Here is a 25,586-nt window from a genome sequence, read left to right as displayed (position 1 = left end):
ATAGAGCTGACATTCCCAGCCAGGCCGAAACCCAACCAGAAACATCATCTTCCAGGATACGACAGACAGCTAAGCTCATACAGGCCGCCGCCCACGCATCCCTTCTCAGAATATTCACTTGTCAATGAGCGACACCATCACCCCCGGCAAATTAGGCGCCGGCCGCACCGAAGCGATTTGTGATGGCGTTTTCCGCGAGGCAGCTTGCGCCGCAGCGGAGAAGTGACCTTAGAGAGAGATGCCTGATCGCGCAAGCGTTTTTTTTCTCTCCCACCCCGGCAGCGCCCTTTCGAGAAGGCCGCCATCGCCGTGGCGGGCGGAGATATAGAGAGGCTGGTCCGGCTTGTCCAGACTCAATTTTCATTTTCTTTACACCGGGAAAAATTCTCTACAATTTGAGGCATGATGATGGCCGACCCACGGTGTATAGTAGGCCGCATCGAACCAGCGAACAGGATTGTGGCCCGGCCGCAAGAGCAGGAGATCAAAACGCATGCGCCTTCCGACCGCCCTTTTCGCCAGCCGTGCCGCCAGTCGCCCCATCGGCACCATTTTCGCCCTGTCTCTTTTCACCCTTGGCACCGCCCTTTCGGGCTGCACCCTCGATACGCTGGGCGGCGGCAGCAAGACGGTGCGGACCTCGGCGCCAACCTCCGGCGACAGCAAGAATGGCAGCCCGACCCCGCCGCCGGCCTTCTCCCAGTTCAGCGATGTGCCGGTGCCGGCGAATGCGCGCATGGATCTGGACAAGACCATCATCCTGGGGGCGGAGGATGGCTGGATCGGGCGCCTGGCGCTGACCACCAGCTATCCGCTGACCGAGATGTATTCCTTCTACGAGCGCGAAATGCCGAATTTCAGCTGGGAGCGCATCACCGTGGTGCGCTCCTCGGTCACCACCATGACCTATTCGCGCGGCGGCCGGATCGCGACGATCACCCTGCAGCCGAGCGGCAGCAGCTCCAGCATCGTCGATTTCACCGTCTCGCCCTACAAGCATTCCTCCAAATAGGGCTACAGAATACCGAGCGCGCGGAGTTCGGCCTCCATCTCTGCCGGCAGGTCGCTGTCGCCGCCCCCCTTGCGGTCGGCCGGCGCGTCCTTCGCCTCCAGATAGCGCCAGCCCTGGAAGGCGCGGCAGGGCCGTGCCTCGGTCTCCACCAGCTCCTCGGCCAGCAGGATGGCGCAGCGCCGGATGCCTTCCTGCGGGTCCAGCACCTCCTCGAAGCCGGTTATCGGCTGGCGCGCCCGGATGATGCCCTTTATCACCCAGTAGAGCGAGCCGCCCTCCAGCACCTCGTCCGCCCGGCGCGGCCAGCTGCGCGTCACATGGCGCAGCTGCGGCGTCTCACTGGCGGCGCGCATGCGCGCCAGACGCTGGGCCTGCCAGTCGCGCAGTTCCGCAAGCTCGTCGATGCCGACGCACAGCTTGATGAGATTGAGCGGCATGAAATGACCGGTCCCTATAACAGAAAGTCTATAGAAGGAAGCTGGGCAACGACAGTTCGCCCAGCGCCACCCACCACAGATAATCGAGCGGGATCAGCAGCACCCAGGTCAGCGCCACCAGCGGCAAAGTGACCCTGGCCGCCTGGCCGACCGGCACGCCGCCGACCTGCAGCGCCACCAGCACCGGCGGCACCTGATAGGGCAGCACCAGGGTGGAAAAGCCCAGCACCTGCAGCATCAGCACCTGATCCAGCGTCATGCCGGTGACGGCGGCGATGTCGCCGGCAATGGGCGACAGGATGGCCGGGATGCCCGGCATCGTCGCCACCATGCCCAGCACCATGCCGATGGCCGACAGGGCGAAGAAATTATAGGCATCCGCCCCGTCTTCCAGATGCACGGCGTCGAGCAGCAGCCGGGACAGGAAATCGCCGACGCCGCTGGTCGCCACCAGCGCCCCCAGCCCGAGGATGCCGGCGACATAGAACAGCGGCCCCATCTGCACATCGGTGCGGAAGCCCTGCGGCGTGACGATGGCGATCATCGGCAGCAGGCAGGCCACGCCGGCGGCCAGCGAAATCCAGGCCGGCGAGATGCCATGCAGCGTGTCGGTGACGAAGAAGGCCAGTGCCAGCCCCAGGATGATGGCGAGGTTGCGTTCCTCGCCGCTCAGCTTCGTGCGTTCTCCCAACGGCGGCAGCTCGGCATGCACGCGGTCCGGGAAGATGCGGCAGATCAGCCAGACCAGCAGCGCCGATTTCAACACACCCAGCACCGGGAAATGCAGCAGCAGATAGTCGAAATAGGTGATGGTGAGGCCGTGATAGGCCTCGGCGGCGCCCGCCAGCACATTGTTCGGCACATTGGCCGGCAGGATCGCCGCCGGACCCAGGAAGCTGGACAGCGCCACCGCCACCACCATGCCGGTACGGCCATTGCTGCCGGGTTCGAACCCCATCCGGTCGGCCAGCGCCAGGAAGATCGGCACCAGCAGCAGCACCCGCCCCATGGTGGAGGGCATCAGGAAGGCGAGCGCCAGCGACACCAGCACCACGCCGGTGATGATGCGGGGATAGGAGCCGGCCAGCTTGCCGACCAGCAGCTCCGCGATGCGCCGGCCGAGCCCGGTGCGCTGCACCCCGGCGGCGATGATCAGGCCACCGAACACCAGCCACAGCGCGCCGGCCTCGAAGCCGGAGAACACCACATTGGCCGGCGCCACCTTGAAGATCATCGCCAGCAGGAAGAAGCACACCGCCGTCAGATATTCCGGCAGCGCGCCGACCGCCCAGAAGCCGATGGCGAAGATGGTCAGCGCGGCGGCGGCGGAAAAGCCGGCGGGCGCACCCTCCGGGGCCGGCAGGAACAGCACCAGCAGCGCCGCCGCCAGCACCAGCAGGGCCGGCGCGCGTTGCCTCAGGGCAGACGCCATGCTCAGGCCGCCCGCTTGCCGGAGATCGCGCAGGTCACCCGGGACGAAGGCGGCCGGCCCAGCGCCTGCGAGATGAACAGCGCGGCATCGACCAGCGCATCCAGATCAACCCCGGTCTCGATACCCAGCCCGTTCAGCATATAGACGACATCCTCGGTCGCGACATTGCCGCTGGCCCCCTTGGCATAGGGGCAGCCGCCCAGCCCGGCGACCGAGCTGTCCAGAACGGCAACACCGAGATCGAGTGCAGCATAGATATTGGCCAGCGCCTGGCCATAGGTATCGTGGAAATGCACCGCCAGCCGGTCCATCGGCACCTCGTGCGCCACTCGCTCGACCAGCGCTGCCGCCTTGCCCGGCGTGCCGACGCCAATGGTATCGCCCAGCGACACCTCGTAGCAGCCCATCGCCATCAGATCGGCGGCAAGGCCGGCCACCACATCGGGCGCGACCTCGCCCTCATAGGGGCAGCCCAGCACGCAGGAGAGATAGCCGCGTACCCTTAGCCCCTCCGCGAGCGCGCGTTCCGCCACCGGACGGAAGCGGTCCAGGCTCTCGGCGATGGAGCAGTTGATATTTCTTTGCGAGAAGCTCTCGGTGACGGCACCGAAGATGGCGATTTCCTCCACCCCGGCGGCCAGCGCACCCTCCAGCCCCTTCATGTTCGGCACCAGCACCGGATAGGAGACGCCCTGCTTGCGCCGGATGCCGGCCATCACCTCGGCGCTGCCGGCCATCTGCGGCACCCATTTCGGCGAGACGAAGCTGCCCGATTCGATGACCGGCAGGCCGGCATCGCTCAGCCGGTCGATCAGTTCGATCTTCACGCTGGCGGGCACCGGCTGCTGTTCGTTCTGCAGCCCGTCGCGCGGGCCGACCTCAACGATCTTCACACGGGCGGGAAAGGCCATGGCTGTCATCCTCGCTATCGTTTTGGCGGCATTCTAGGACCAAGCGTGAGCGCTTCACCACCGGCAATGCACGGACGCTGCCATGCCGCTGAGCGGACTAGCGGCCGGCGCTCCGAAGGGCTTCGGCCAGCGCGCAGAACTGCGCAATCGACAGCTGCTCGGCCCGCAGCGTCGGCTCGATGCTGGCTGCCGCCAGCAGGGCAAGCGGATCGGTACCGAGACTTTTCAGGCTCTGCCGCAGCATCTTGCGGCGCTGCCCGAAGGCCGCCGCCGTCACCCGCTCCAGCAGGTTCTTCTCCGCCGGGGCCAGCGGCTGCGCGCGCGGCACCAGATGCACGACGCTGGAGGTGACCTTCGGCGGCGGGGTGAAGGCGCGCGGCGGAATATCGAACAGCAGGTCCGCCGCGCACAGCCATTGCACGATGACGGACAGCCTGCCATAGGCTTCCTCGCCATGGCCGGCACGCAGCCGCTCCGCCACCTCCTTCTGGAACATCAGGGTCATGCTCTGAAGCTCTGGTAGCGCATCGAGCCAGCCCATCAGCAGCGGCGTCGCCACATTATAGGGCAGGTTGGCGACGATGCGGCGCGGCGCCGGCCCCAGCGTGGCGATATCGACGGTCAGCGCATCGGCCTCGATCAGCGTCAGCCGCCCAGCGGCGGCCTCGACCAGTGGCTGCAAGGCCGCGATGCAGCGCGGATCGCGCTCTATGGCAACGACGCGCCGGGCACCGGCCAGCAACAGCGCGCGGGTCAGCCCGCCCGGCCCCGGTCCGACCTCGATCACCGTGCCTTGCGTCAGATCGCCGGCCGATCGCGCGATGCGGCCGGTCAGGTTCAGGTCGAGCAGGAAATTCTGGCCAAGCTGCTTCTTGGCGCCGAGATCGTTGGCGGCGATCACCTCGCGCAGCGGCGGCAGCGCGGCGACCGCCGCCTGCACCTCATCCATTGCCCGATCCATGATGGCGGGCCGCCATCTCGCCGGCCATGCGCAGCGCGGCCAGCAGGCTGGATTCATTCGCCCTGCCGGTGCCGGCGAGATCCAGTGCCGTGCCATGGTCCGGCGAGGTGCGGATGAAGGGCAGGCCCAGCGTCACATTCACGCCGCCGTGGAAATCCAGCGTCTTGATCGGGATCAGCGCCTGATCGTGATACATGCACAGGGCCGCGTCATAGGTGCGCCGTGCCTCTTCATGGAACAGCGTGTCGGCGGACAGCGGGCCGAAGGCCGCGATCCCTTCCGCCTGCAATGCAGCAATGGCGGGCGCGACGATGTCGATATCCTCACGCCCGATGGTGCCCCCCTCCCCGGCATGCGGATTGAGGCCAGCGACCGCGAGGCGGGGTGCGGATATCCCGAAATCGCGCAGCAAGCCCGCCGCGGTGATCCGCGCGGCACTGACAATCAGCTCCGTCGTCAGCAGACCCGGCACCGCAGCCAGCGGCACATGCACCGTCACCGGCACGACGCGCAGCTGCGGGCAGGCCAGCATCATCACGACCTCGACCCCGCCAGCCAGATGCGCCAGATAGTCGGTATGGCCGGCATGGGTGAAGCCCGCCTGATAGAGCGTCTGCTTCTGGATCGGGTTGGTGACCACCGCCCCGGCCCGGCCCGCCTGCACCAGTTCGACCGCGCGGTCGATGGCGCGAATCACCGCCGCCGCATTGGCCGGATCGGGCCGGCCCGGCGTAACCGGCACGGCCAGCGGTTCCGGCAGCACCGGCAGGGCCGTGGCAAACACGCCCGGTGCTTCTTCCGGCCCGTCAATGGTCGCAATCGGTACATCGAATCCGACCTTGGCCGCCAGCGCCGTCATCCGGTCGGGATCGTCCAGCAGGAAGAACGGGGCCATCCCCTCATTCCGCCGGAGCCAGGCCTTCAGCGCGATCTCGCCCGCGATCCCGGCGGGTTCGCCCATGGTCAGGGCGAGCGGCAGGGCAGCCGGCATGGACATGGCGTCAAATCCGTATATCGATGAAGGCCGCCCGCTTCAGGTCGCGCATCAGCCGGCGCGCCAGCACTTCCAGCTTCTCGTTTTCCAGGCGCTGGCGGATTTCCGGGCGCGAGGGCAGGTCGCTCATCACCGACTCACGGTCGCAGACGACAAAGACGGAGACACCGCCGGGCAGCGGCACCGGCGCGCTGGCCTTGCCAACCTCGACGGTGGCGACCGCATCGCGGATCGCCGGCGACAGGTCACCCTGGCGGACACGGCCCAGATCTATGGGGGCGGGCGCGTCGAGGCTCTTCGCGACATCAGGCAGGGTCTCGCACCCCGCGGTCTGGGCGACGGCTTCACGCATGCGGCCGGCAACTTCCTGCAGGCGCTCCGGCGGGGCATCGAGCGGCACCGGCAGGGCGATCTGGCGCAGCGACACCATGGCATCGCTGGGCGGTGCCTGCTCACGGATGCGGCGATCCTCGACCTTTAGGATATAGAAGCCAAGAACGGTGCGGATCGGCTCGGTGATCTGTCCCGCCGGCAGATCGGCAATGGCCTGGGCCAGCGGCTCATCCAGCGCATCCGCGCCGATCCAGCCGATATCGCCGCCGACACGGGCCGACGCACTCTGGCTGAACTGCTGGGCCAGCCCCTCGAAGGGAGCGCCCTCGCGGTACTGCGACACCAGCCGCTCGGCGAAGCTGCGGACCTCGGCCTCGCGTTCGGGCGTATCCACCGGCAGCAGGATCTCCTTCACCAGCACTTCCGGCTGGCCGCGCCGCGCCTCGATCTGCGCCAGCTGCTCGTTGATCTCCTCGTCGCTGATCTCGGCTCCGCTGGAAAAGCGGCGGGCGACGACGCGGCGCCAGGCCAGGGCGGCCCGCAACTGTTCCTCCAACGTCTGCCGGGGGATATTCTGCCCGGCCAGCATCCGGTCGAGCCCCCCCTGCGGCATCTGGTTCTGCATCTCGATACGGCGGATCGCCTCCGCGATCTCCTGGTCGGATACCGTGATGCCGATGCGCTTGGCCTCCTGCATCTGCAGCTTCTCGTCGATCATGGCGCGCAGCACCTGCCCGGCAAGGCGCTGCCGGTTCTCCCGCGTGTTGGGCAGGCTGGCGCCCAGCAGCGTCAGGGACAGCCGCACCTCCAGGTCGAACAGCGAGATGATCTCGTCATTCACCACGGCGGCGATCCGCAGGCTGCCGCTCTGCGCCGGGGCCGGCTGGGCGCTGCCAAGCGTCAGCCCGACGGCCATGCACAGGCAGAGCAGCCCGCCCACCAGGCGCCGGGTAAGCGCGTTCATGGACATTACTGCAAGGGAGGGTCGGAACAGTCGATGCATCATGGCTAGCACAGGTATCCCTGCAATCGATTCGGTGCAAGTCGCGACATGCGCACAGTAGGGTGGCGAATGGTCCCAGGCATCAGAAAAGGGACTGGTTGCTGCCGATGGCGCCGAGATTCTTGAATTCGATGCGGAAGAAGATGCTGTTATCTGGCTCCAGCCCGACATCGTTGGTGAAGGTCTTGCGGTAGCTGACGCCGATCAGCAGGCATTCGTCGGCATAGGCCAGCGTCGCCTGGACCTCGCGCATGCCGGCATCGTCGCCCATTTCGCGCACGACGCGCGAGCCGAACCGCCAGTTGCGGTCGATCTGTGAGACGAACCCGCCGGAGATTTCCTCGCGCTTGCCGAATTCCGGCGTCTCCGCCTGCTCGGGCAGCTTCACATAATTCAGGTTCACGCGGAAACGCTGCGGCCCGCCATAGAGCGACAGCTCGTTGCGGGTGACGTCCAGCGCCTCATGGTCCAGCCGGAAGCGATAGACCAGGTCGAAATAGCGCGAGGGCGAAATCTGCAGGCGCCCGACATAGTCGGAGAAATTATCCTCAAGCCCGGTGCCGCGGTCATAGGTGGTGTCCTCGCGCAGCCGGTAGCTCTGCCCCAGGAACAGGCTGCTATGCCCCCCGCCATCGCCATACAGGCCGAAATTCATGCCGTAATCGACGCGCGTGCCGCTGGACACCCGGTCGGTGCCGGAATAGCGGTTAGAGCGGAACAGGTTGGTCGCATCGAAGATCAGCGCCTGGCTGTCCTCGTTGGCGATGTCGTCCGGGTTGCTGCCATTCGGGCTGGCAACGAAATTCACGATCGGCTCGACCAGCTGGCGGACCGATCCCGCATCGCGCACGAAGGGATAGCGCCAGCCCAGGCTAACCTGCGGGAAGACGCGCCCCGTCTCGCCGCTGAGGTCGCGGTTCGGGTTCGTCGGATCAGCCAGATCATCCACCGAATACAAGTCGGTCTGCACCGTGGCCGATAGCGTGTAGATCTCGCCTGACGGCGCGTAATAGGGCAGGTGCCAGCCGGACAGGAAGGAGACGCGCCGGCTGTCGGCGCCAATCTCCCGCGTCAGCGACAGGGCGGTCGCATCCAGCGAGAAATAGCTGCCATTCGGGTCCGGCGCGGTGCGCATGCGGTGCTGCGCATAGGGGGCGACGAGCGGCATCTGCTCATCCACGTCGAAAGAGCGCAGGCCCTGGAAGGAATAGGAGGCGACCGAGGTATAGGCCATCGGCGCGAAACGCTCGGCATAGACGCGGCTGGTCAGCACGTCGCGCGAATCCAGCCGGTAGCGCTTCAGATAGGTGCGGTCGCTGACCCGCTCCACATCGAAGCCGGCACGCCAGCGGTCGGTCAGGTGAAAGATGCCCTCGCTGTCGATATGGCCCTTGGCGACCTGGTCGCCGGTTTCCCGCCCGACCTCGCGCTCATCGAGATAGCCAAGGCTGCCGGCCAGCGTGACCTCCCCGAAATAGAAGCGGTGACGGTACTCGCCCAGCAGCATGCCGCCCTCCTCCGACATGTAGATCGGCTCCACGGTCATGTCGTTCTGCGGTGAGAAGGTATAATAGTAGGGCACGCCCAGCACCGCGCCCAGATCGTCCGAATAGCCGATGCGCGGCACCAGCACGCCGCTGCGCCGGTCCACCGTCGGGTCCGGATGGCTGAAATAGGGCAGGTAGGCGACCGGGAAGCCCGCAATCTCCATCACCGCGTCGTTATAGACGAGGTCCTTCGTCTCCTCGTCATGCACAACGCGGCGCGCCTTCATCTGCCACAGCGGCGGGCGCGTCGGGTCCTTGGCGCACAGGTCGCAGGGCGAATAGACCGCCCGCTCCATCTCCTTGCGGTTACCGTCGATGCGCCGGGCGCTATTGGCGGCCAGGCGGGAATTGTCGGTCAGCAGGACGCGCAGCTGGTCGATGAAGCCGTCGCGCAGGTCGCCGGTCAGTTCGGCGTAGTCGGCGAAGGCCACCTCGCCGCTCGGCTCCACCAGCACGACATTGCCGGTTGCCGTCACGATGTCGGTCTTCTGGTTGTACGTCACGACATCGGCGCGCAGCACACGGTCATTCTGCGACAGCTCGACATTGCCGCGCGCGGTGACCGTCATCAGCGTCTCGTCATACTCCATCTGGTCGGCGGTAAACAGGACCGGCGGTTCTTCCTGCTGCGCGGTCTGGCCCTGCTGCTGGGCATGCCCGATCCCCGGCGCCAGCAGCAGCGCGCCCAGGGCAAGCATCAGGGGAAGAGCAAATCGGCGGCGCGGCACGGGATCAGCCATCCTCCAGATGGAACAGCATGGACACCCCGAACAGCAGGCTGACAGTCGCCGGCGTCCAGGCGGACAGGGTCACGGGAATACGTCCGGACAGGCCGAGCGCATAGATCAGGTCGCTAAAGAAATACAGAATGAAGCCAACAAGCAAGCCGCCGGATGCGATGGCGAGCGTTCCGCCATGCCGGGTGAGCCTGAGCGAGAAGGTCGCCGCCACCAGCACCATCGCGCACAGCAGAAACGGGCTGGCCAGCAGCGAATGCAGGTAAAGCCTGTGCTTCTGCGCGGAGAAGCCGGCATGTTCCAGAATCTCGATGAAACGCGGCAGCTCCCAGAACGACATGGTTTCCGGCGCGGCGAAGCTTTCCTGCAGGTTCTCCAGCGTCAGGTCGGTGGGCAGCCGGTAGCTCTCCAGCAGCCGGGCCTGTTGCCCCTCGTCGCGGATCGACACATCGCTGAATTCCCAGGCGCCGGGCACCAGACGCCCGCGCATGGCGTCGATGCGTCCGGTGAAGCGTTCTTCCTTGTTATAGAGGAAGACGATGATGCCCTGGAATTCCTGGCTGGTCTGGTCCACCCCCTGGGCATGCAGGATAGAGCTGCCGTCCGGCGTCGATTGCCGCAGCCACAGTCCGGTATCCGACACCGCCAGCAGATTGCTGCTCCAGTCCAGATGCGTGCGCTCCAGGAACTCGTAGCGTGCCGTCAGGATCGAGGCGAACGGGTTGAACAGGGTTACCCGGAATCCGCCGATCAGCAGCGCGCACATCAGCGCCGGAAACAGGAACTGCCAGACCGAGATGCCGGCCGCGCGGGTGACCACAAGCTCCTGCGTCCGCGTCAGCCTTGTGAAGGACAGCAGGGCCGCGAACAGCATGGCGAAGGGCAGGATGATCTGCGCCATGTTCGGCTGCTTCAGCAGCGCCATGGCCAGCACGGTCTGCAGCCCCACATCCTCGTGCGAGGCGGAGCGGCGCAGCAGTTCCACCGTATCGCCGATCAGTACGACCAGCAGGATCGACAGGAACACGCCCGCGAATTGCAGCAGGAAATTCCGCGCGAAATAGAGCGACAGCGTCAGGGAAAGGCGGGTTCGCATCGCAGCCATCGGTCAGCCCGCCGTCGCCGGATCGGCATAGGCCGGCGGTCGCCGCCGCCGGCGCACCAGTACATAGAGCCCGAGCACCAACGGCAGCAGCGACGGCAGATAGAGCAGCCCGACCGCCGCGACATTGCGTTGCGCCAGCGACATGGCGGCAAAATAAAGCGCCTGGCAGGCCAGCATGATGACCACCGCGGCCAGCAGGCGCGCGGTGCGCCCGCGGCGCGAGAACTCACCGCTGAACAGTGCCGCCAGCCCGATCATGGCGAAGCCGATGGTCAGCAGCGGGCTGGCCAGCCGGTTATGCACCTCGGTGATCAGCCGGTTGCGGAAGCGCACATCGTCGGGATTGTCGCTTTCTGCCAGCAGCTCCATCAGGAAACGCTCGCGCGGTTCGCGCCAGCGCCCGGCGAATTCCTGCTGCATGGTGCCGATCTCGACGGTGTAACGGTCGAAATACAGCGTGGTCTGGCGGCCCTGCGTGTCACGCGTCTGGCGGTTGCCGTTCACCATCACCACGCGAGGCCCCTCGTCGGTGATGACCAGCGCGCCCTGCTCGGCAATCAGCGTTTCCGGATTGGCCGGGTCGCGCCCATCATGGATCAGGATGCCGAACAGCTGGCCGTCGCTGTTCTGCTGGCGGATGAACACGGTCAGCCGGTCGCCGACGCTGGTGAACACACCCTCGCGCAGCAGCACGTTGGAATAATTGTTGCGGATCTGGAACTGCAGATCCTTGAAGTCGCGATAGGCCGCCGGCATGAAGTACAGCATGATGGCATAGCCGATGACGGTCACGCCCAACGCACAGGCCAGCGCCGGCCGGGCCAGCGACAACGGCCCCACGCCGGAGCCGAACATCACCACCATCTCGCTGTCGCTCATCATCCGGTTGTAGGTGAACAGGATCGCCGCGAAACAGGCGACCGGCAGCACCAGCGCCAGGAATTGCGGCAGCAACAGCACAGTGAGATACAGGAAGGTGGTGATCGGCAGCCCGCGATTGACGATCAGGTCGATGAGGCGCAGCGACTGCGTCAGCCAGATCGCCGCTGTCAGGCAGATCAGCACGAAGAAGATCGCGACGACCAGCTGCCGGACAATGTAGCGATCGATGCGACGTACCATGCTGAGCGCTGTTGCCTTGGATTCCGGGCGATTTCTCATTGCCCCGGCGGGGCTTCGTTGTCGGGGTATCCGAGTTTACCCTGTCCGTAAAGGCTTTTCGCTGGTTTTCTGGGCCATTACGTAATGCAGTATGGGGGACTGCAGCGGCGATGGCCGCTGTGCTATAGACCCATAGGTGCCGGGGCCGGCTGGCCCTGGCCTGCAGTTCAACATCGATGGCCGAAGCCCAAGGGGAATGGAAGATGAAGATCGGTTTCGCGAAGCATGACCTGCCCAAGAAGGGCGCCCTCGTCGTCGGTATTCTGGAAGACCGCACGATGGGCGCGGCGGCGGCCGATCTCGACCATCGCACCGGCGGCGCGCTGACCCGCGCCATGGCCGCCAGCCGCTTCACCGGCAAGGCGCACCAGACCCTGGCCATCCTTGCCCCGTCGGGCATTGATGCCTCGCGCATCCTGCTGTACGGCGTCGGCAAGACCGACGGCATCACCCCGCGCTGGGCGGAGGAAGCCGGCGGCGGCATCTATGCAGCGCTGGCCGGCAGCGGCGAGAGCGAGGCATCGATCTGGGTCGAGGCCGGCCCGGCCTCCGAGGCGGAGATCGCCGCCCACATGGCCTATGGCGCCATGCTGCGCAGCTACCGGTTCGACAAGTACCGCACCAAGGAAAAGGCCGAGGACAAGCCGAGCCTGAAGAAGCTGTCCGTGCTGACCGAGCGCGCCGCCGACGCGAAGAAGCTGTTCGCCCCGCTGGAGGCCATCGCCGAGGGCGTGTTCCTGACCCGTGATGTCGTCTCCGAGCCGGGCAACATCATCTACCCCGAGACTCTGGCCGAAGAAGCGAAGAAGCTGGCCGAGCTTGGCGTCGAGGTCGAGGTGCTGGGCCAGAAGGAGATGAAGAAGCTGGGCATGGGCGCGCTGCTGGGCGTGGCCCAAGGCAGCGTGCGCGAGCCGAAGATGGTCATCATGCAGTGGAAGGGCGCGCCGAAATCCAAGGACAAGCCGCTGGCCTTCATCGGCAAGGGTGTGACCTTCGACACTGGCGGCATCTCCATCAAGCCGGCCGGCGGCATGGAGGAGATGAAGTGGGACATGGGCGGCTCCGGCACCGTCATCGGGCTGATGAAGGCGCTGGCCGGCCGCAAGGCGAAGGCCAATGTCATCGGCATCGTCGGGCTGGTCGAGAACATGCCGGACGGCAATGCGCAGCGGCCGGGCGACATCGTCACCTCCATGTCGGGCCAGACCATCGAGGTCATCAACACCGACGCGGAAGGCCGCCTCGTGCTCGCCGACTGCCTGTGGTATTGCCAGGACCGCTTCAAGCCGCGCTTCATGATCGACCTCGCCACCCTGACCGGTGCCATCATCATCTCGCTGGGCCATGAACATGCCGGCATGTTCGCCAGCGACGACACGCTGGCCGAACAGATCGCCGGCTGCGGCAAGGAGATCGGCGAGACGATCTGGCACATGCCGATCGGCGATGCCTACGACAAGGAACTGAACACCGACGCGGCGGACATGAAGAATGTCGGCGGCCGGCCCGGCGGCTCCATCACCGCCGCCATGTTCCTGAAGCGCTTCACCAACGACGTGCCGTGGGTGCATCTGGACATTGCCGGCGTTGCCTGGGCCTACAAGGACAAGCCGACCGTTCCGAAGGGCGCGTCCGGCTTCGGCGTGCGGCTGCTGGACCGGCTGGTCGCCACACATTTCGAGTAAAAAGAAAGCATCCCGCCATGACCGATCAGCCCCTTATCTTCGAGAAGCGGCCGGACGGCGTGGCGGTGCTGCGCCTGAACCGGCCGGACATCCACAACGCCTTCGACGAGAAGCTGATCGCCGACCTGTCGGCGGTCTTCAAGAAGCTGGCGCAGGATGATTTCGTCCGCGTGCTGCTGCTGACCTCGGAGGGCAAGAGCTTCTCCGCCGGGGCCGATCTCGACTGGATGCGCCGCATGGCGGCCTCCGGCGAGCATGAGAACTTCACCGACGCGCTGGCGCTGACCGACATGATGGAGGCGCTCGACCGCCTGCCGATGCCGGTGGTCGCCCGCGTGCAGGGGGCGGCGATGGGCGGCGGCGTTGGGCTGGTGGCCTGCTGCGACATCGCGATTGCCGCCGACAGCGCGACCTTCGCCTTCTCCGAGGTGCGGCTGGGCATCATCCCCGCCGCGATCAGCCCCTATGCGGTGCGCGCCATCGGCACGCGGCAGGCCCGGCGCTATTTCCTGACCGGGGAGCGGTTCGACGCCGCGACCGCACTGCGCCTCGGCCTTGTGCATGAGGTGGTGCCCGCCGACCAGCTGGACGCAACGGTGGACGGCATTCTCGATGCCATCCTGAAATCCGGCCCCGAGGCGACCCGCGCCGCCAAGGATCTGGTGCATCTGGTGGACGGGCTGGAATTCGACGGCAACCTCCGGCGCGAGACGGCGCTGCGCATCGGCCGCATTCGCGCCAGCAAGGAAGGCCGCGAAGGGCTGTCCGCCTTTCTGGAGAAACGCAAGCCGGCCTGGGTGAGCGAATGATCATCCGCACGCTGCTGATCGCCAACCGCGGCGAGATCGCCTGCCGCATCGCCCGCACCGCCCGGCGACTGGGCATCCGCACCATCGCTGTCTATTCCGAGGCCGATGCCGACAGCCTGCATGTGGAAAGCTGCGACGAGGCCTGGCCCATCGGCGCCGCATCGGCCCGCGACTCCTACCTGCGCGGCGATGTCATCCTCGATGTGGCGAAGCGCGCCGGGGCCGATGCCATTCATCCCGGCTATGGCTTCCTGTCGGAAAATGCGGACTTCGCCCGCGCCTGCGCCGATGCGGGCATCATCTTCGTCGGCCCGCCGGCCAGCGCCATCGAGGCGATGGGCAGCAAGTCGGCGGCAAAGCAGCTGATGGAAAAGGCCAAGGTGCCGCTGGTGCCAGGCTATCATGGCGACAAGCAGGAACCCGCCTTCCTGGAAAGGCAGGCCAACCGCATCGGCTATCCCGTCCTCATCAAGGCCTCGGCAGGCGGCGGCGGCAAAGGCATGAAGGTTGTCGAACAGCCGGTCGATTTCGCCGCCCAGCTGGCCTCCGCCAAACGCGAGGCCTCGGCCTCCTTCGGCGATGACAAGGTGCTGATCGAGAAATATCTGGTTCGCCCGCGCCATGTCGAAATCCAGATCTTCGCCGATGGCCATGGCAATTGCCTGCACCTGTTCGAGCGTGACTGCTCGGTCCAGCGCCGCCACCAGAAGGTGATCGAGGAAGCCCCCGCCCCCGGCATGGCAGAGGCACGGCGGCGCGAGATGGGCGACGCCGCCGTGGCCGCCGCCAGGGCGATTTCCTATGTCGGCGCCGGCACGGTGGAATTCATCGTCGATGCGGCGGGCGACTTCTTCTTCATGGAGATGAACACCCGCCTGCAGGTGGAGCATCCGGTGACCGAGGCGATCACCGGCCTCGACCTTGTCGAATGGCAGCTGCGCGTCGCGTCGGGCGAGCCTTTGCCGTTGGCACAGGACCAGCTGCGCATCAACGGCCATGCCTTCGAGGCGCGGCTCTATGCCGAAGACCCGGCGCGCGATTTCGTGCCGCAGACCGGCAGGCTGGCAGCACTGCGCTTCCCGACGGACGGCGTGCGCATCGATACCGGCGTGCGCGAGGGCGACAGCGTCTCCGTCCATTACGATCCGATGATCGCCAAGCTGATCGTGCATGGCGCCGACCGGACCGAGGCGCTGGACCGGCTTTCCCGCGCGCTGGAGGCGACACGGGTTGCCGGGCTTGCCACCAATATCGGCTTTCTGGCAGCACTTGCCCGCCATCCCGCCTTTGCCGCCGGCGATGTCCATACCGGCTTCATCGCCGAGCACGAGGCGGACCTGCTGCCGCCGGCCCAGCCCGCCGGGGATATCCATCTCGCATTGGCCGCGCTGGCTTTCATGGCCGCCCGCACCCGCGAGGCACGGGAGGAAGCCGTGCGCTCCGGCGATCCCTTCTCGCCCTGGCACCGTGTCGATGGCTGGCGCCTGAATGACGATGCCCACCACCGGCTTGCCTTCCGCGATGGCGAGGCCGAACGGGTGGTGACGCTGCATTTCCGCCGCGATGGCTTCGTGCTCGACCTGCCCGGCGGCAGCATGCCGGTCCAGCTTCTGGCCGAGGAGGATGGGCTTCTGACCGTGCTGCTGGACGGCGTGCGCCGCGAGGCAACGGTGATCCGCGACGGGCTGGATTACTGGGTGCTGCCCGGCGCTGGCCAGCCGGACCGGCGGCTCAGCCTGATCGACCCGCTGCTGGAGGCCGAGGCGATGGCCGAGGGGGCCGGCGCGCGCTTCACCGCGCCGATGCCCGGCAAGATCGTGCAGGTGCTGATCGAGGCCGGCGCCAAGGTCACCAAGGGCGCCGCCCTGATGGTCATGGAGGCGATGAAGATGGAACACACCATCGCCGCCCCCGCCGACGGCACCGTCGCGGAGCTGCATTACGGCACCGGCGACCTGGTCGAGGAAGGTGCTGAACTGCTGCGCTTCGAGCCGGCGAAGGGGTAGGAAGGTAGGACCCGACTTCTCTACCCAAAGTTACCCCCTCACCCAGCCTCGCCTAATCTCGCCTTTGGCTCGATAAGGCTCACCAACCCTCTCCCCCAAGGGGGCGAGGGAAAGGAAAAAGCCCTTTATGAAATCCCTCGCCCCGGAAGGGGAGAGGGATGTCGAGGCTTGGCGAGGAACGAGCCTAGCCGAGGCTGGGTGAGGGGAGATTGACGCTCCCCCTCACAATTCCCGTGCCTTGTCGCGCAGGACGAATTTCTGCACCTTGCCGGTGCTGGTCTTCGGCAAATCGCCAAAGATCACTGTCTTCGGCACCTTGAAGCCGGCCAGATGCTGCCGGCAGAAGGCGATGATCTCCGCCTCGGTGACGCTCTGCCCCGGCTTCGGGTTGACGAAGGCGCACGGGGTCTCGCCCCATTTCTCGTCCGGCCTTGCGACCACGGCGGCCTCCATCACGGCGGGATGGCGGTAGAGCACGCCTTCCACCTCGATGGTGGAGATGTTCTCGCCGCCGGAAATGATGATGTCCTTGGACCGGTCCTTCAGCTCGACATAACCGTCCGGGTGCAGCACGCCCAGATCGCCGGTATGGAACCAGCCGCCCCTGAACGCCTTTTCGGTCGCGGCCGGGTTCTTCAGATACCCCTTCATGACGACATTGCCGCGCATGAACACCTCGCCCATGGTCGCCGCATCCGCCGGCACCGGGGCCAGCGTCTCCGGGTCCGCCACCATGAGCCCTTCCAGCACCGGATAATTCACCCCCTGGCGCGCCTTGATGCGGGCCTGCTCCTCCACCGGCAGGGTATCCCATTCCGGCTGCCAGGCGCAGACCACCACCGGGCCATAGACCTCGGTCAGCCCATAGACGTGGGTGACCTTGATGCCCAGCGCCTCCATGCCCTGGATGATGCTGGCCGGCGGCGGGGCGGCGGCGGTCATCATCTCCACCTGCTGCGGGAAGTCGCGCCGCTCCTCCGGCTTCGCGTTCACCAGCAGTCCCATGACGATGGGGGCGCCGCACAGATGGGTGACGCCATGATCGGCAAAGGCATCGTAGATCGCCTTCGCCTCCACCCGGCGCAGGCAGACATGGGTGCCGGCCTGGGCGGTCACCGTCCAGGGGAAGCACCAGCCATTGCAGTGGAACATCGGCAGCGTCCACAGATAGACGGCATGGCGCGGCATGTTCCAGGCCAGCACATTGCCCAGCGCGTTCAGATAGGCGCCGCGATGGTGATAGACCACGCCCTTCGGATCGCCCGTGGTGCCGGAGGTATAGTTCAGCGAGATCGCGTCCCATTCATCCGCCGGCAAGTGCCAGGCGAAATCCGGGTCGCCATCGGCGATGAAGGCTTCGTAATCCAGGCTGCCCAGATGCTCGCCCGGCCCGTCATAGAGCGGATCGTCGATATCGATCACCAGCGGCCGGACCCGCACCTGCTTCAGGGCGGCGGCGATGGTGCCCGCGAATTCCCGGTCGGTGATCAGCACCTTCGCCTCGCCGTGCTCCAGGATGAAGGCGATGGTGGCCGCATCCAGCCTTGTGTTCAGCGCGTTCAGCACGGCGCCCGCCATCGGCACGCCGAAATGGCATTCCACCATCTCCGGCACGTTGGGCGCCATGACCGCCACCGTGTCGCCCTTACCGATGCCATGCTGCGCCAGTGCAGAGGCCAGCCGCCGGCTGCGCCGGTAGATTTCCCGCCAGGTTCGTTTCAGCGTTCCATGCACCACGCCGATACGGTCGGGGTAGACCGAAGCCGTGCGCTCCAGAAAGGACAGTGGGGAGAGCGGCGTGTAGTTGGCCGCGTTCTTGTCCATATCCCGCGCATAGGGGTTCGTCATGCTCGCTTCCTGCCCTGTGTTGATTCTTCTTTGCCGGCAAGGCTAGCGGGCGGCGGCGGCGCTGGCAATGCGGGGCGCGCCTACCGTTTGCCCGACAGGCCACGCCTTTACCCGATGTCGATTTAATTCCTATCCCCGGACAGGCACCACTAATACAGGCCGTCACCCCCGGGCTTGTCCCGGGGGTCCAGATTTCAGCCCACTGGATCGATGGTCGAGTAAGCGGAGGCCTGGATTCCCGGCACAAGGCCGGGAATGACATGCAGTGAGAAGAGGTAAGTCTACCGTTTCCCCGGAAAGCCCCGTCCCTTCAGGATGGCCGCATCGCCCAGCTTCTTGCGCACCGCGTCCATCGCGCCCTCGATCTTCTTCTGCCGCTCGCGGTCGGGATCGACCAGATCGGGCGGATCGGCATCGGCGGGGTCGGCCAGCGCGCTGGCGCCAATGCCGATCAGCCGGAAGGAGGTGCCCGTCGCCTCCTTCTCCAGCAGCGACAGGGCAGCGCGATAGAGCCGTTCGGCCAGCAGGGTCGGGCTGTCGAGCCGGCGGCTGCGGGTCAGCAGCCGGAAATCCGCCGTCTTCAGCTTCAGCGTGATGCCGGCGGCGGCAAAGCCTTCGCCCTTCAGCCGTTTCGCCAGCTTCTCCGACAGCCGCCACAGGATCGGGCGCAGCGCCTCCGGGTCTGCGATATCATCATCGAAAGTGGTCTCGGCGGAGATGCTCTTGGTTTCGCGTTCCGGCTCCACCTTGCGATCATCGATGCCGCGCGCGAAATGGAACAGCCGCTGCCCCATCGCGCCGTAGCGGGCGATCAGCGTGCGCTCGTCCAGCTCCTGCAGCTGCGCGATATGGGTGATGCCATCCTTCACCAGCCGCGCCTGCAGGCTCTGCCCGACACCCCAGATCAGCGAGACCGGCTGGCGGGCCAGGAAGTCCCGCGCCTCGGTCTTGCCGACGATGGCGAAGCCGCGCGGCTTGTCGAGGTCGGAGGCGATCTTCGCCAGGAACTTGTTATAGCTGAGGCCGATGGAGACGGTGATGCCGATCTCCCGCTCGATGCGCCGCACCAGCAGGACCAGCGTGTGCGCCGGGCTGCCCTTGTGCAGCTTCTCCGTCCCCGACAAATCGAGGAATGCCTCGTCGATTGACAGCGGCTGCACCAGCGGCGTGGTGTCCAGCATCAGCGCGCGGACCTGCCGCCCGACGGCGCTGTACTTCTCCATGTTCGGCTTGATGACCACGGCGTCGGGGCACAGTTTCAGCGCCTTGAACATCGGCATGGCCGAGCGACAGCCATAGATGCGGGCGATGTAGCAGGCCGCCGAGACGACGCCGCGCTTGCCGCCGCCGATCAGCACCGGCCGGTCCCGCAAGCTGGGATCGTCGCGCTTTTCCACGCTGGCATAGAAGGCGTCACAATCCAGATGCGCGATGGACAGCGTGTCCAGTTCGGCATGGCGGATCAGCCGCGGCGAGCCGCAGGCGGGGCAGCGCGGCGCCGCCCAACTCTCCGGCAGTACATGGCCGCACTCCCGGCACAGCCCTGTCATCTGCGGTCGTTCCGTTCCGGGGGCCACAGCCAGGCCGCGCCGCGCACGCCGCCGGCATCGCCATGCACCGGCGACAGCAGGCGGGTCGCCACATGGTCGGAGAAGATGTACCGCCCCCACAGGCGCGGCACCGCCTCATAGAGGCGCGGCAGGCCCGACAGGCCGCCACCCAGCACGATCACCTCAGGGTCCAGGATATTGACCAGATGCGCCAGCGCGCGGGCCAGCCGGTCCTCATAGCGGCGCATGGTCGCTTCCGCCGCTGCATCGCCCCCCGCTGCCGCCGCCACGACATCCTCCGCGCTCATCGCGGTGCCGGTGGCGCGCTGGTGATCGGCGGCGAGGCCCGGCCCGGACAGGAAGGTCTCGATACAGCCATGACGACCGCAATAGCAGGCTGGCCCCGGCCTTTCGGTATCTTCGGGCCAGGGCAGCGGATTATGCCCCCATTCGCCGGAGATCGCGTTCGCCCCGGTCAGCACCCGGCCATTCACGACGATGCCGCCGCCGACCCCGGTGCCAAGGATAACGCCGAACATGATCGCGGCACCGGCGGCGGACCCGTCCACCGCCTCCGACAGGGCAAAGCAGTTGGCATCGTTGGCCAACCGCACCGGGCGGCCCAGTGCCACCTCCAGATCGCGGTCGAAGGGCCGGCCGATCAGCCAGGTCGAGTTGGCGTTCTTCACCAGCCCGCTGGCCGGGGAGATCGCGCCCGGAACGCCGATGCCGACGGTGCCACCCCGGCCCAGCCTGGCCTCCATGCCGGCCACCAGATCGCGGATGGCGGCGATGGTCGCGTCATAATCGCCGCGCGGTGTCGCGATACGCTCGCGCGCCAGCACCGCGCCATCCGCCTCGTCCAGGGCCGCGATCTCGATTTTCGTGCCGCCCAGATCGATCCCGATCCGCATCGCCCTATTTCCCTATCCACCGCATAGCGTCTTTTTTCGTCAGAAAAGCTTGATGGTCTTACGTAAAATCTACTGTAAGCTGACCTTCGCGTTCATAAATATCCGTCTCTTCGAAGGGGACAGGGCGTCGGGTCGCGCATGACTGGGGGGACAATGGCGAAGACCGTGCTGATCGTCGAGGACAACGAGCTGAACATGAAACTGTTTCATGATCTGCTCGAGGCACACGGCTATAATATCCTGCAGACCAGGGACGGCATGGAAGCGCTGAAAATCGCCCGTGACAAGCGCCCCGACCTGATCCTGATGGATATCCAGCTGCCGGAGGTATCCGGGCTGGAAGTCACAAAATGGATCAAGGAGGATGACCGGCTGAAGGCGATCCCGGTGATCGCGGTCACCGCCTTCGCCATGAAGGGCGATGAGGAAAAGATTCGCGAGGGCGGCTGCGAGGCCTACATCGCCAAGCCTATTTCGGTGCAGAACTTTCTTGAGACCGTCCAGAAATTCTTGAACTGACGTGCTATGCCCGGCCGTGTCCTAGTTGTCGATGATGTCGCACCGAATATCCGCCTGCTGGAAGCCAAGCTGTCGGCGGAATATTTCGACGTCATCAGTGCGACCAACGGCAGCGACGCGCTGCGCCTCGCCGCGGGCGATTCCCCTGACCTGATCCTGCTGGACGTGATGATGCCGGGCATGGACGGGTTCGAGACCTGCCGCCGGCTGAAGGCGGAAGCCACCACCCACCACATCCCGGTCGTCATGGTGACCGCCCTGTCCGATGCCAGCGACCGCGTGCGCGGGCTGGAGGCGGGCGCCGACGATTTCCTGACCAAGCCGGTGAACGACATCGCGCTGTTCGCGCGCGTGCGCTCGCTGATCCGGCTGAAGACGATGACCGACGAGCTGCGCCTGCGCGAGGAAACCTCGCACCAGCTGGGTCTGATGCTGGGCGCAGGCTCCGAAGCCGTCGATGTGCGGCGCGCCTCGGTGCTGATCGTGGAGGACAACTCCATCGACATCGCCAACATCAAGGAAGTGCTGCAGATCGATTCCGACAATATCGAGACGGCGGCCACCGCCGCCGCCGGTCTGGAAGCGGTGCGCAATGGCTGCCACGATCTGGTCATCACCAGCCTCGCCCTGAATGGCGACGATGCCTTGCGGTTCTGCTCGCAGCTGCGCGCGCAGGAGAAGAGCCGCCAGCTGCCCATCCTGCTGGTCGCCGAGGAAGACGAGATGCAGCGCATCGCCAAGGCGATGGATATCGGCGTGAACGATTATCTGCTGAAGCCGATCGACCGTAACGAGCTGCTGGCGCGCGTGCGCACGCAGATCCGCCGGCGGCGCTATCAGGACCGGCTGCGCGAGAACTACCAGCAGAGCCTGTCGCTGGCGCTGACCGACAGTCTGACCGGCCTCTATAACCGGCGCTATCTCTACAGCCATCTGAAGGGGCTGACCGCACGCAGCGGCGACAGCCACAAGGACATGTCGATCCTGCTGATGGATATCGACTATTTCAAGCAGGTGAACGACCAGCATGGCCACAGCGCGGGCGATGCCGTGCTGCGCGAACTGGCCGACCGGATCATGAAGAATGTGCGCAATTTCGACCTTGTCGCCCGGCTGGGCGGCGAGGAGTTCGTCATCGTCATGCCGGACGCCGACCGCGCGATTGCCGAACGCGTTGCCGAACGGCTGCGCAGCCGCATCGCCGGCGAGACCTTCCACGCGCCGGAAGGCAATGTGGACATCCCGATCACCGTCAGCATCGGCATCGCCAGCAAGCAGGATGACGAGGAATGGGCGCAGGTCGATCCGACCGAACTGCTGCGCCGGGCCGATATGGCGCTCTATGCCGCGAAGAATTCCGGGCGCAATGCCGTGCGGCTCTACGACCCGTCGATGACGATGCCCGGCGGGCAGGAACGGCCGCTCAGCGCGGAGTGAGCGCCGCCACTCATTCCTTCTGCGGATAGCCGGCATCGTTCAGCCGGCCGCCGATTTCCGACAGGATCGCCGGATCGTCGATGGTCGCCGGCATGCGATAGCTCTCGCCATCGGCGATCTTCTGCATGGTGCCGCGCAATATCTTGCCGGACCGGGTCTTGGGAAGGCGGTCCACCACCAGCGCGGTCTTGAAGGCGGCGACCGGGCCGATAGCCTCGCGCACCATCTGCACCACCTCGCGCGCGATCTCCTCATGCGGGCGGCTGACACCGGCCTTCAGAACCATCATGCCCAGCGGCAGCTGACCCTTCAGCGCGTCGGCGACGCCGATCACAGCGCATTCCGCCACGTCGGGATGGCGCGCCAGCACCTCCTCCATCGCGCCGGTGGACAGGCGATGGCCGGCGACATTGATGATGTCGTCGGTGCGGCTCATCACGAAGACATAGCCATCCTCGTCGATATAGCCGGCATCGCCGGTCTTGTAGTGGCCGGGATAGTCCGACATGTAGGATTTCTCGAACCCGGCATCATTGTGCCAGAGCGTCTGCAGGCTACCCGGCGGCAGCGGCAGCTTCATCACCAGCGCGCCGATCTCGCCGCGTTTCACCGGCTGCGCATGGGCATCCACCACCTGCACGTTCCAGCCAGGCACCGGCTTGGTGGCGCTGCCCGGCTTCACCGGAAACCGCTCGATACCCATGCAGTTCGCACAGATCGGCCAGCCGGTCTCGGTCTGCCACCAATGGTCGATGACCGGCACCCCCAGCTTCTCCTCCGCCCATTCCAGCGTGTTCGGGTCGCAGCGCTCCCCGGCCAGGAACAGGGTGCGGAACTCCGACAGATCGTGCTGGCCGATCAGACTGCCCTCCGGGTCTTCCTTTCGGATCGCGCGGAAGGCGGTGGGGGCGGTGAACAGCGCCACCGCGCCATGCTTGGCGATTACCCGCCAGAACGCCGCCGCGTCGGGCGTGCCGACCGGCTTGCCCTCGTACAGGATGGTGGTGAGGCCATGCAGCAGCGGCGCATAGACGATGTAGGAATGACCAACCACCCAGCCGACATCGGAGGCGGTCCACCACACCTCGCCCGGTTTCATGGCGTAGATATTCTCCATCGACCAGCGCAGCGCCACCATGTGGCCGCCAGTGTCGCGCACCACGCCCTTGGGGATGCCGGTGGTGCCGGAAGTGTAGAGGATGTAGGACGGGTCGGTCGCCTTCACCGGCACGCAATCGGCGGGCTTGGCGGCGGCGACAGCTTCCTGCCAGTCAGTGTCCCGGCCGGGCTTCAGTGCCGCTTTCTCCATCGACCGCTGCAGGATGATGCAGGCGTCGGGCTTGTGGCTCGCCTTGTCGATGGCGGCGTCCAGCAACGGCTTGTAGGGGATGACCTTCTGCCCTTCGATGCCGCAGGAGGCTGAGACGATCAGCTTCGGCCTGGCATCGTCGATGCGGGTCGCCAGCTCGTTCGCCGCGAAGCCGCCGAACACCACGGAATGAATGGCCCCCAGCCGCACGCAGGCCAGCATGGCGACCACCGCCTCCGGCACCATCGGCATGTAGATGACCACCCGATCGCCCTTGACTACACCTTTCGCGGCCAGCGCACCGGCGAACAGCGCCACCCGGTCGCGCAGCTGCCGGTAGGTCAGCCGCAATTCCGTGTTGGTGACCGGGCTTTCATAGAGCAGGGCGGCCTGGTCGCCCCGGCCCGCCGCGACATGGCGGTCCAGCGCATTATAGGCGATGTTTGTCTCGCCCCCGACGAACCAGCGGGTGAAAGGCGGCCGGTCATGGTCCAGCACGCGGTCCCACCGCCGGAACCAGTGAATATGCTCCGCCGCCTCGCCCCAGAATGCGTCAGGGTCCGCGAGGGACCGGCGATGGATATCGTCATAGCGCCCAGACATGTCGTCCGCCTTTTTTTGTGGCGTTTTCCTCCCGCCCGCATCAGCAGGCCCGGATATATTGCGTAACGCGGCGGAGACAGGCAAGGCGGCTGCTTGTCCAAGAGTGGCCCGCCCTTGCCATTCGGGGTGCGCCGCACATTTATGGCAAGTCGTCTCCTTCATCCCGGATACAGCATGGACAGCGTCACCCAGTTCGCCCTTGGCGCCACCATCGGCGCGGTTGCCCTCGCCCCCCGCATCGGCGCGCGCCGGGCGATCCTTGTCGGCGGCCTGTTGGGCACCCTGCCCGACCTCGATGTCCTCCTGCCCTCGGCCGACCCGATCGACGCCTTCGTGACGCATCGCGGCTTCAGCCATTCGCTGTTCGTGCTGACCGCGCTGTCGCCACTGCTGGCGGAAGGGCTGCGCCGCCTGGATTCCCGGCTGAAGGACTCGCGTCTGGCCTGTTATCTGGGGGTCTGGCTGATCCTGGTGACACATGCGCTGCTGGATGCCTTCACCACCTATGGTACGCGCATCTTCTGGCCGGTCTCCGACGTGCCGGTCAGTATCTCCTCCATCTTCATCATCGACCCGCTCTATACGCTGCCGCTGCTGGTGGCGATGATCGCCGGGCTGATTGCCGGCGGCTGGGGGGCAAGGTTGCGCCGCACCGCCACCACAGCGCTGATCCTCAGCACTGCCTATCTGGGCTGGACCCTTGCCGCCCAGGGCATCGCCGAGACCAAGGTGAAGCAGGCGCTGGCCGAAGCCGGACAGGGCTATGAGCGGCTGACGATGATCCCGATGCCCTTCAACAGCCTGCTGTGGCGCGGGCTGGCCATCGATGGCGACCGCTATGTGAATGTCTATCGCTCGATCTTCGATGAGCAAGCGGCGGCACCGCTGCATGTCCACCCGCGCGGCATGGCGCTGGAAGCAGACCTGCCGGACCGCACGCCGGTCGAGAAGGTCGCCGCCTTCAGCCGCGGCTATTACGCGCTCAGCGCCAAAGGCCACGACGTGCTGCTGACCGATCTGCGCATGGGGGTGGAGCCAAACTACGTCTTCACCTTCAAGATCGCGGAGCGCAACAGCCCGGTCACCGGCATGGTGCCGGCAAAGCAGCTGGAACGGGTGAACGACGCCTCGCAGCTTTCCTGGCTGTGGCGGCGTATCCTCGACGAAAGCGCGGTACGGACGGAGTAGAGGAACCCTCTCCCCTTGCGGGAGAGGGTGGTGAGCGTCAGCGAACCGGGTGAGGGGTAGCTTACTCTGTGGGATTCCCCCTCAC

General features: G+C 66.2%; 20 protein-coding genes. 7 read left to right on the top strand and 13 right to left on the bottom strand.

Annotation, left to right across the window (positions count from 1 at the left end; genetic code table 11):
* Nucleotides 1-493: 493 nt before the first annotated feature.
* Nucleotides 494-1,012 (top strand): hypothetical protein, encoded by a 519-nt coding sequence (locus P24_RS09425; RefSeq protein ID WP_008944483.1) that lies wholly within the window; start codon nt 494-496, stop codon nt 1,010-1,012.
* A 2-nt stretch (nt 1,013-1,014) separates the two neighbouring features.
* Here P24_RS09425 and P24_RS09420 read toward each other — a convergent pair whose 3' ends face one another.
* The 9 genes from P24_RS09420 to lptF all read right to left on the bottom strand — a co-directional run bounded on the left by P24_RS09420 (nt 1,015) and on the right by lptF (nt 11,594).
* Nucleotides 1,015-1,449 carry a DUF1489 family protein gene (locus P24_RS09420; protein ID WP_008944482.1) on the bottom strand — a complete coding sequence of 145 codons (435 nt, stop codon included), beginning with the start codon at nt 1,447-1,449 and terminating at the stop codon, nt 1,015-1,017.
* 28 nt (nt 1,450-1,477) lie between these two features.
* A complete protein-coding gene (locus tag P24_RS09415; protein ID WP_008944481.1) occupies nt 1,478-2,881 on the bottom strand; it encodes an SLC13 family permease in 1,404 nt (467 codons plus the stop codon).
* Nucleotides 2,882-2,883: 2 nt separating this feature from the next.
* A complete protein-coding gene (locus tag P24_RS09410) occupies nt 2,884-3,792 on the bottom strand; it encodes a hydroxymethylglutaryl-CoA lyase (RefSeq protein ID WP_008944480.1) in 909 nt (302 codons plus the stop codon).
* Nucleotides 3,793-3,889: 97 nt separating this feature from the next.
* Nucleotides 3,890-4,753, bottom strand: coding sequence for a 16S rRNA (adenine(1518)-N(6)/adenine(1519)-N(6))-dimethyltransferase RsmA (gene rsmA, locus P24_RS09405; protein WP_051013117.1), 864 nt, complete (start codon nt 4,751-4,753; stop codon nt 3,890-3,892).
* Nucleotides 4,734-5,750, bottom strand: a complete 1,017-nt coding sequence (pdxA, locus tag P24_RS09400; protein WP_008944478.1) for a 4-hydroxythreonine-4-phosphate dehydrogenase PdxA — start codon at nt 5,748-5,750, stop codon at nt 4,734-4,736. Before pdxA ends, rsmA begins: the two co-directional genes overlap by 20 nt.
* 4 nt (nt 5,751-5,754) lie before the next feature.
* The gene (locus tag P24_RS09395) at nt 5,755-7,044 is read right to left on the bottom strand and encodes a peptidylprolyl isomerase (RefSeq protein ID WP_008944477.1); all 1,290 of its coding nucleotides are present in this window, start codon (nt 7,042-7,044) and stop codon (nt 5,755-5,757) included.
* A 121-nt stretch (nt 7,045-7,165) separates the two neighbouring features.
* Nucleotides 7,166-9,328, bottom strand: a complete 2,163-nt coding sequence (locus P24_RS09390) for an LPS-assembly protein LptD (protein ID WP_008944476.1) — start codon at nt 9,326-9,328, stop codon at nt 7,166-7,168.
* Between the two features lie 34 nt (nt 9,329-9,362).
* Nucleotides 9,363-10,472, bottom strand: a complete 1,110-nt coding sequence (gene lptG, locus P24_RS09385; protein WP_008944475.1) for an LPS export ABC transporter permease LptG — start codon at nt 10,470-10,472, stop codon at nt 9,363-9,365.
* A gap of 3 nt (nt 10,473-10,475) precedes the next feature.
* On the bottom strand, nt 10,476-11,594 hold the full coding sequence (gene lptF, locus P24_RS09380; protein WP_008944474.1) for an LPS export ABC transporter permease LptF: 1,119 nt from the start codon (nt 11,592-11,594) through the stop codon (nt 10,476-10,478).
* A 242-nt stretch (nt 11,595-11,836) separates the two neighbouring features.
* Between lptF and P24_RS09375 the strand changes: the two genes are divergently transcribed.
* Genes P24_RS09375 through P24_RS09365 form a run of 3 tightly spaced genes read left to right on the top strand, consistent with a single transcriptional unit; the run spans nt 11,837 to nt 16,133 of the window.
* Nucleotides 11,837-13,318 carry a leucyl aminopeptidase gene (locus P24_RS09375; protein ID WP_008944473.1) on the top strand — a complete coding sequence of 494 codons (1,482 nt, stop codon included), beginning with the start codon at nt 11,837-11,839 and terminating at the stop codon, nt 13,316-13,318.
* A gap of 17 nt (nt 13,319-13,335) precedes the next feature.
* Nucleotides 13,336-14,127 carry an enoyl-CoA hydratase/isomerase family protein gene (locus P24_RS09370; protein ID WP_008944472.1) on the top strand — a complete coding sequence of 264 codons (792 nt, stop codon included), beginning with the start codon at nt 13,336-13,338 and terminating at the stop codon, nt 14,125-14,127.
* The gene (locus P24_RS09365) at nt 14,124-16,133 is read left to right on the top strand and encodes an acetyl/propionyl/methylcrotonyl-CoA carboxylase subunit alpha (RefSeq protein WP_008944471.1); all 2,010 of its coding nucleotides are present in this window, start codon (nt 14,124-14,126) and stop codon (nt 16,131-16,133) included. Before P24_RS09370 ends, P24_RS09365 begins: the two co-directional genes overlap by 4 nt.
* A gap of 222 nt (nt 16,134-16,355) precedes the next feature.
* Here P24_RS09365 and P24_RS09360 read toward each other — a convergent pair whose 3' ends face one another.
* The 3 genes from P24_RS09360 to P24_RS09350 form a co-directional block, all read right to left on the bottom strand.
* Nucleotides 16,356-17,981: an acyl-CoA synthetase gene (locus tag P24_RS09360; RefSeq protein WP_008944470.1), complete on the bottom strand. Its 1,626-nt coding sequence runs from the start codon at nt 17,979-17,981 to the stop codon at nt 16,356-16,358.
* Nucleotides 17,982-18,262: 281 nt separating this feature from the next.
* Complete coding sequence (locus tag P24_RS09355) at nt 18,263-19,531, bottom strand: DNA polymerase IV (protein ID WP_008944469.1); 1,269 nt, start codon at nt 19,529-19,531, stop codon at nt 18,263-18,265.
* Nucleotides 19,528-20,445, bottom strand: coding sequence for an ROK family protein (locus P24_RS09350; protein WP_008944468.1), 918 nt, complete (start codon nt 20,443-20,445; stop codon nt 19,528-19,530). The genes P24_RS09355 and P24_RS09350 overlap by 4 nt, the downstream gene beginning before the upstream one ends.
* 153 nt (nt 20,446-20,598) lie before the next feature.
* Here P24_RS09350 and P24_RS09345 point away from each other — a divergent pair, with 153 nt between their 5' ends.
* Both P24_RS09345 and P24_RS09340 read left to right on the top strand, forming a co-directional pair.
* Nucleotides 20,599-20,964 (top strand): response regulator, encoded by a 366-nt coding sequence (locus P24_RS09345; protein ID WP_008944467.1) that lies wholly within the window; start codon nt 20,599-20,601, stop codon nt 20,962-20,964.
* 6 nt (nt 20,965-20,970) lie between these two features.
* Complete coding sequence (locus P24_RS09340) at nt 20,971-22,401, top strand: PleD family two-component system response regulator (protein WP_008944466.1); 1,431 nt, start codon at nt 20,971-20,973, stop codon at nt 22,399-22,401.
* Between the two features lie 10 nt (nt 22,402-22,411).
* On the opposite strand, the gene P24_RS09335 is transcribed toward P24_RS09340, so the two are convergent.
* On the bottom strand, nt 22,412-24,313 hold the full coding sequence (locus tag P24_RS09335; RefSeq protein ID WP_008944465.1) for a propionyl-CoA synthetase: 1,902 nt from the start codon (nt 24,311-24,313) through the stop codon (nt 22,412-22,414).
* A gap of 174 nt (nt 24,314-24,487) precedes the next feature.
* Here P24_RS09335 and P24_RS09330 point away from each other — a divergent pair, with 174 nt between their 5' ends.
* Complete coding sequence (locus P24_RS09330; protein ID WP_008944464.1) at nt 24,488-25,501, top strand: metal-dependent hydrolase; 1,014 nt, start codon at nt 24,488-24,490, stop codon at nt 25,499-25,501.
* The last annotated feature ends 85 nt before the right edge of the window (nt 25,502-25,586 follow it).

The organism is Oceanibaculum indicum P24 (assembly GCF_000299935.1).
GTDB lineage: Bacteria > Pseudomonadota > Alphaproteobacteria > Oceanibaculales > Oceanibaculaceae > Oceanibaculum > Oceanibaculum indicum.
This window is presented reverse-complemented; position numbering and strand designations above follow the sequence as displayed.

Excerpts from the sequence above, each read along its gene's own strand:
- P24_RS09345 (WP_008944467.1), top strand. The coding sequence starts at position 20,599 with ATGGCGAAGACCGTGCTGATCGTCGAGGACAACGAGCTGAACATGAAA.
- P24_RS09420 (WP_008944482.1), bottom strand. The coding sequence starts at position 1,449 with ATGCCGCTCAATCTCATCAAGCTGTGCGTCGGCATCGACGAGCTTGCG.
- P24_RS09390 (WP_008944476.1), bottom strand. The coding sequence starts at position 9,328 with ATGCTTGCCCTGGGCGCGCTGCTGCTGGCGCCGGGGATCGGGCATGCC.
- P24_RS09370 (WP_008944472.1), top strand. The coding sequence starts at position 13,336 with ATGACCGATCAGCCCCTTATCTTCGAGAAGCGGCCGGACGGCGTGGCG.
- P24_RS09355 (WP_008944469.1), bottom strand. The coding sequence starts at position 19,531 with ATGACAGGGCTGTGCCGGGAGTGCGGCCATGTACTGCCGGAGAGTTGG.
- lptG (WP_008944475.1), bottom strand. The coding sequence starts at position 10,472 with ATGGCTGCGATGCGAACCCGCCTTTCCCTGACGCTGTCGCTCTATTTC.
- lptF (WP_008944474.1), bottom strand. The coding sequence starts at position 11,594 with ATGGTACGTCGCATCGATCGCTACATTGTCCGGCAGCTGGTCGTCGCG.
- P24_RS09365 (WP_008944471.1), top strand. The coding sequence starts at position 14,124 with ATGATCATCCGCACGCTGCTGATCGCCAACCGCGGCGAGATCGCCTGC.
- P24_RS09350 (WP_008944468.1), bottom strand. The coding sequence starts at position 20,445 with ATGCGGATCGGGATCGATCTGGGCGGCACGAAAATCGAGATCGCGGCC.
- P24_RS09375 (WP_008944473.1), top strand. The coding sequence starts at position 11,837 with ATGAAGATCGGTTTCGCGAAGCATGACCTGCCCAAGAAGGGCGCCCTC.
- P24_RS09335 (WP_008944465.1), bottom strand. The coding sequence starts at position 24,313 with ATGTCTGGGCGCTATGACGATATCCATCGCCGGTCCCTCGCGGACCCT.
- P24_RS09330 (WP_008944464.1), top strand. The coding sequence starts at position 24,488 with ATGGACAGCGTCACCCAGTTCGCCCTTGGCGCCACCATCGGCGCGGTT.
- P24_RS09395 (WP_008944477.1), bottom strand. The coding sequence starts at position 7,044 with ATGAACGCGCTTACCCGGCGCCTGGTGGGCGGGCTGCTCTGCCTGTGC.
- P24_RS09415 (WP_008944481.1), bottom strand. The coding sequence starts at position 2,881 with ATGGCGTCTGCCCTGAGGCAACGCGCGCCGGCCCTGCTGGTGCTGGCG.
- P24_RS09410 (WP_008944480.1), bottom strand. The coding sequence starts at position 3,792 with ATGGCCTTTCCCGCCCGTGTGAAGATCGTTGAGGTCGGCCCGCGCGAC.
- P24_RS09425 (WP_008944483.1), top strand. The coding sequence starts at position 494 with ATGCGCCTTCCGACCGCCCTTTTCGCCAGCCGTGCCGCCAGTCGCCCC.
- pdxA (WP_008944478.1), bottom strand. The coding sequence starts at position 5,750 with ATGTCCATGCCGGCTGCCCTGCCGCTCGCCCTGACCATGGGCGAACCC.
- rsmA (WP_051013117.1), bottom strand. The coding sequence starts at position 4,753 with ATGGATCGGGCAATGGATGAGGTGCAGGCGGCGGTCGCCGCGCTGCCG.
- P24_RS09360 (WP_008944470.1), bottom strand. The coding sequence starts at position 17,981 with ATGACGAACCCCTATGCGCGGGATATGGACAAGAACGCGGCCAACTAC.
- P24_RS09340 (WP_008944466.1), top strand. The coding sequence starts at position 20,971 with ATGCCCGGCCGTGTCCTAGTTGTCGATGATGTCGCACCGAATATCCGC.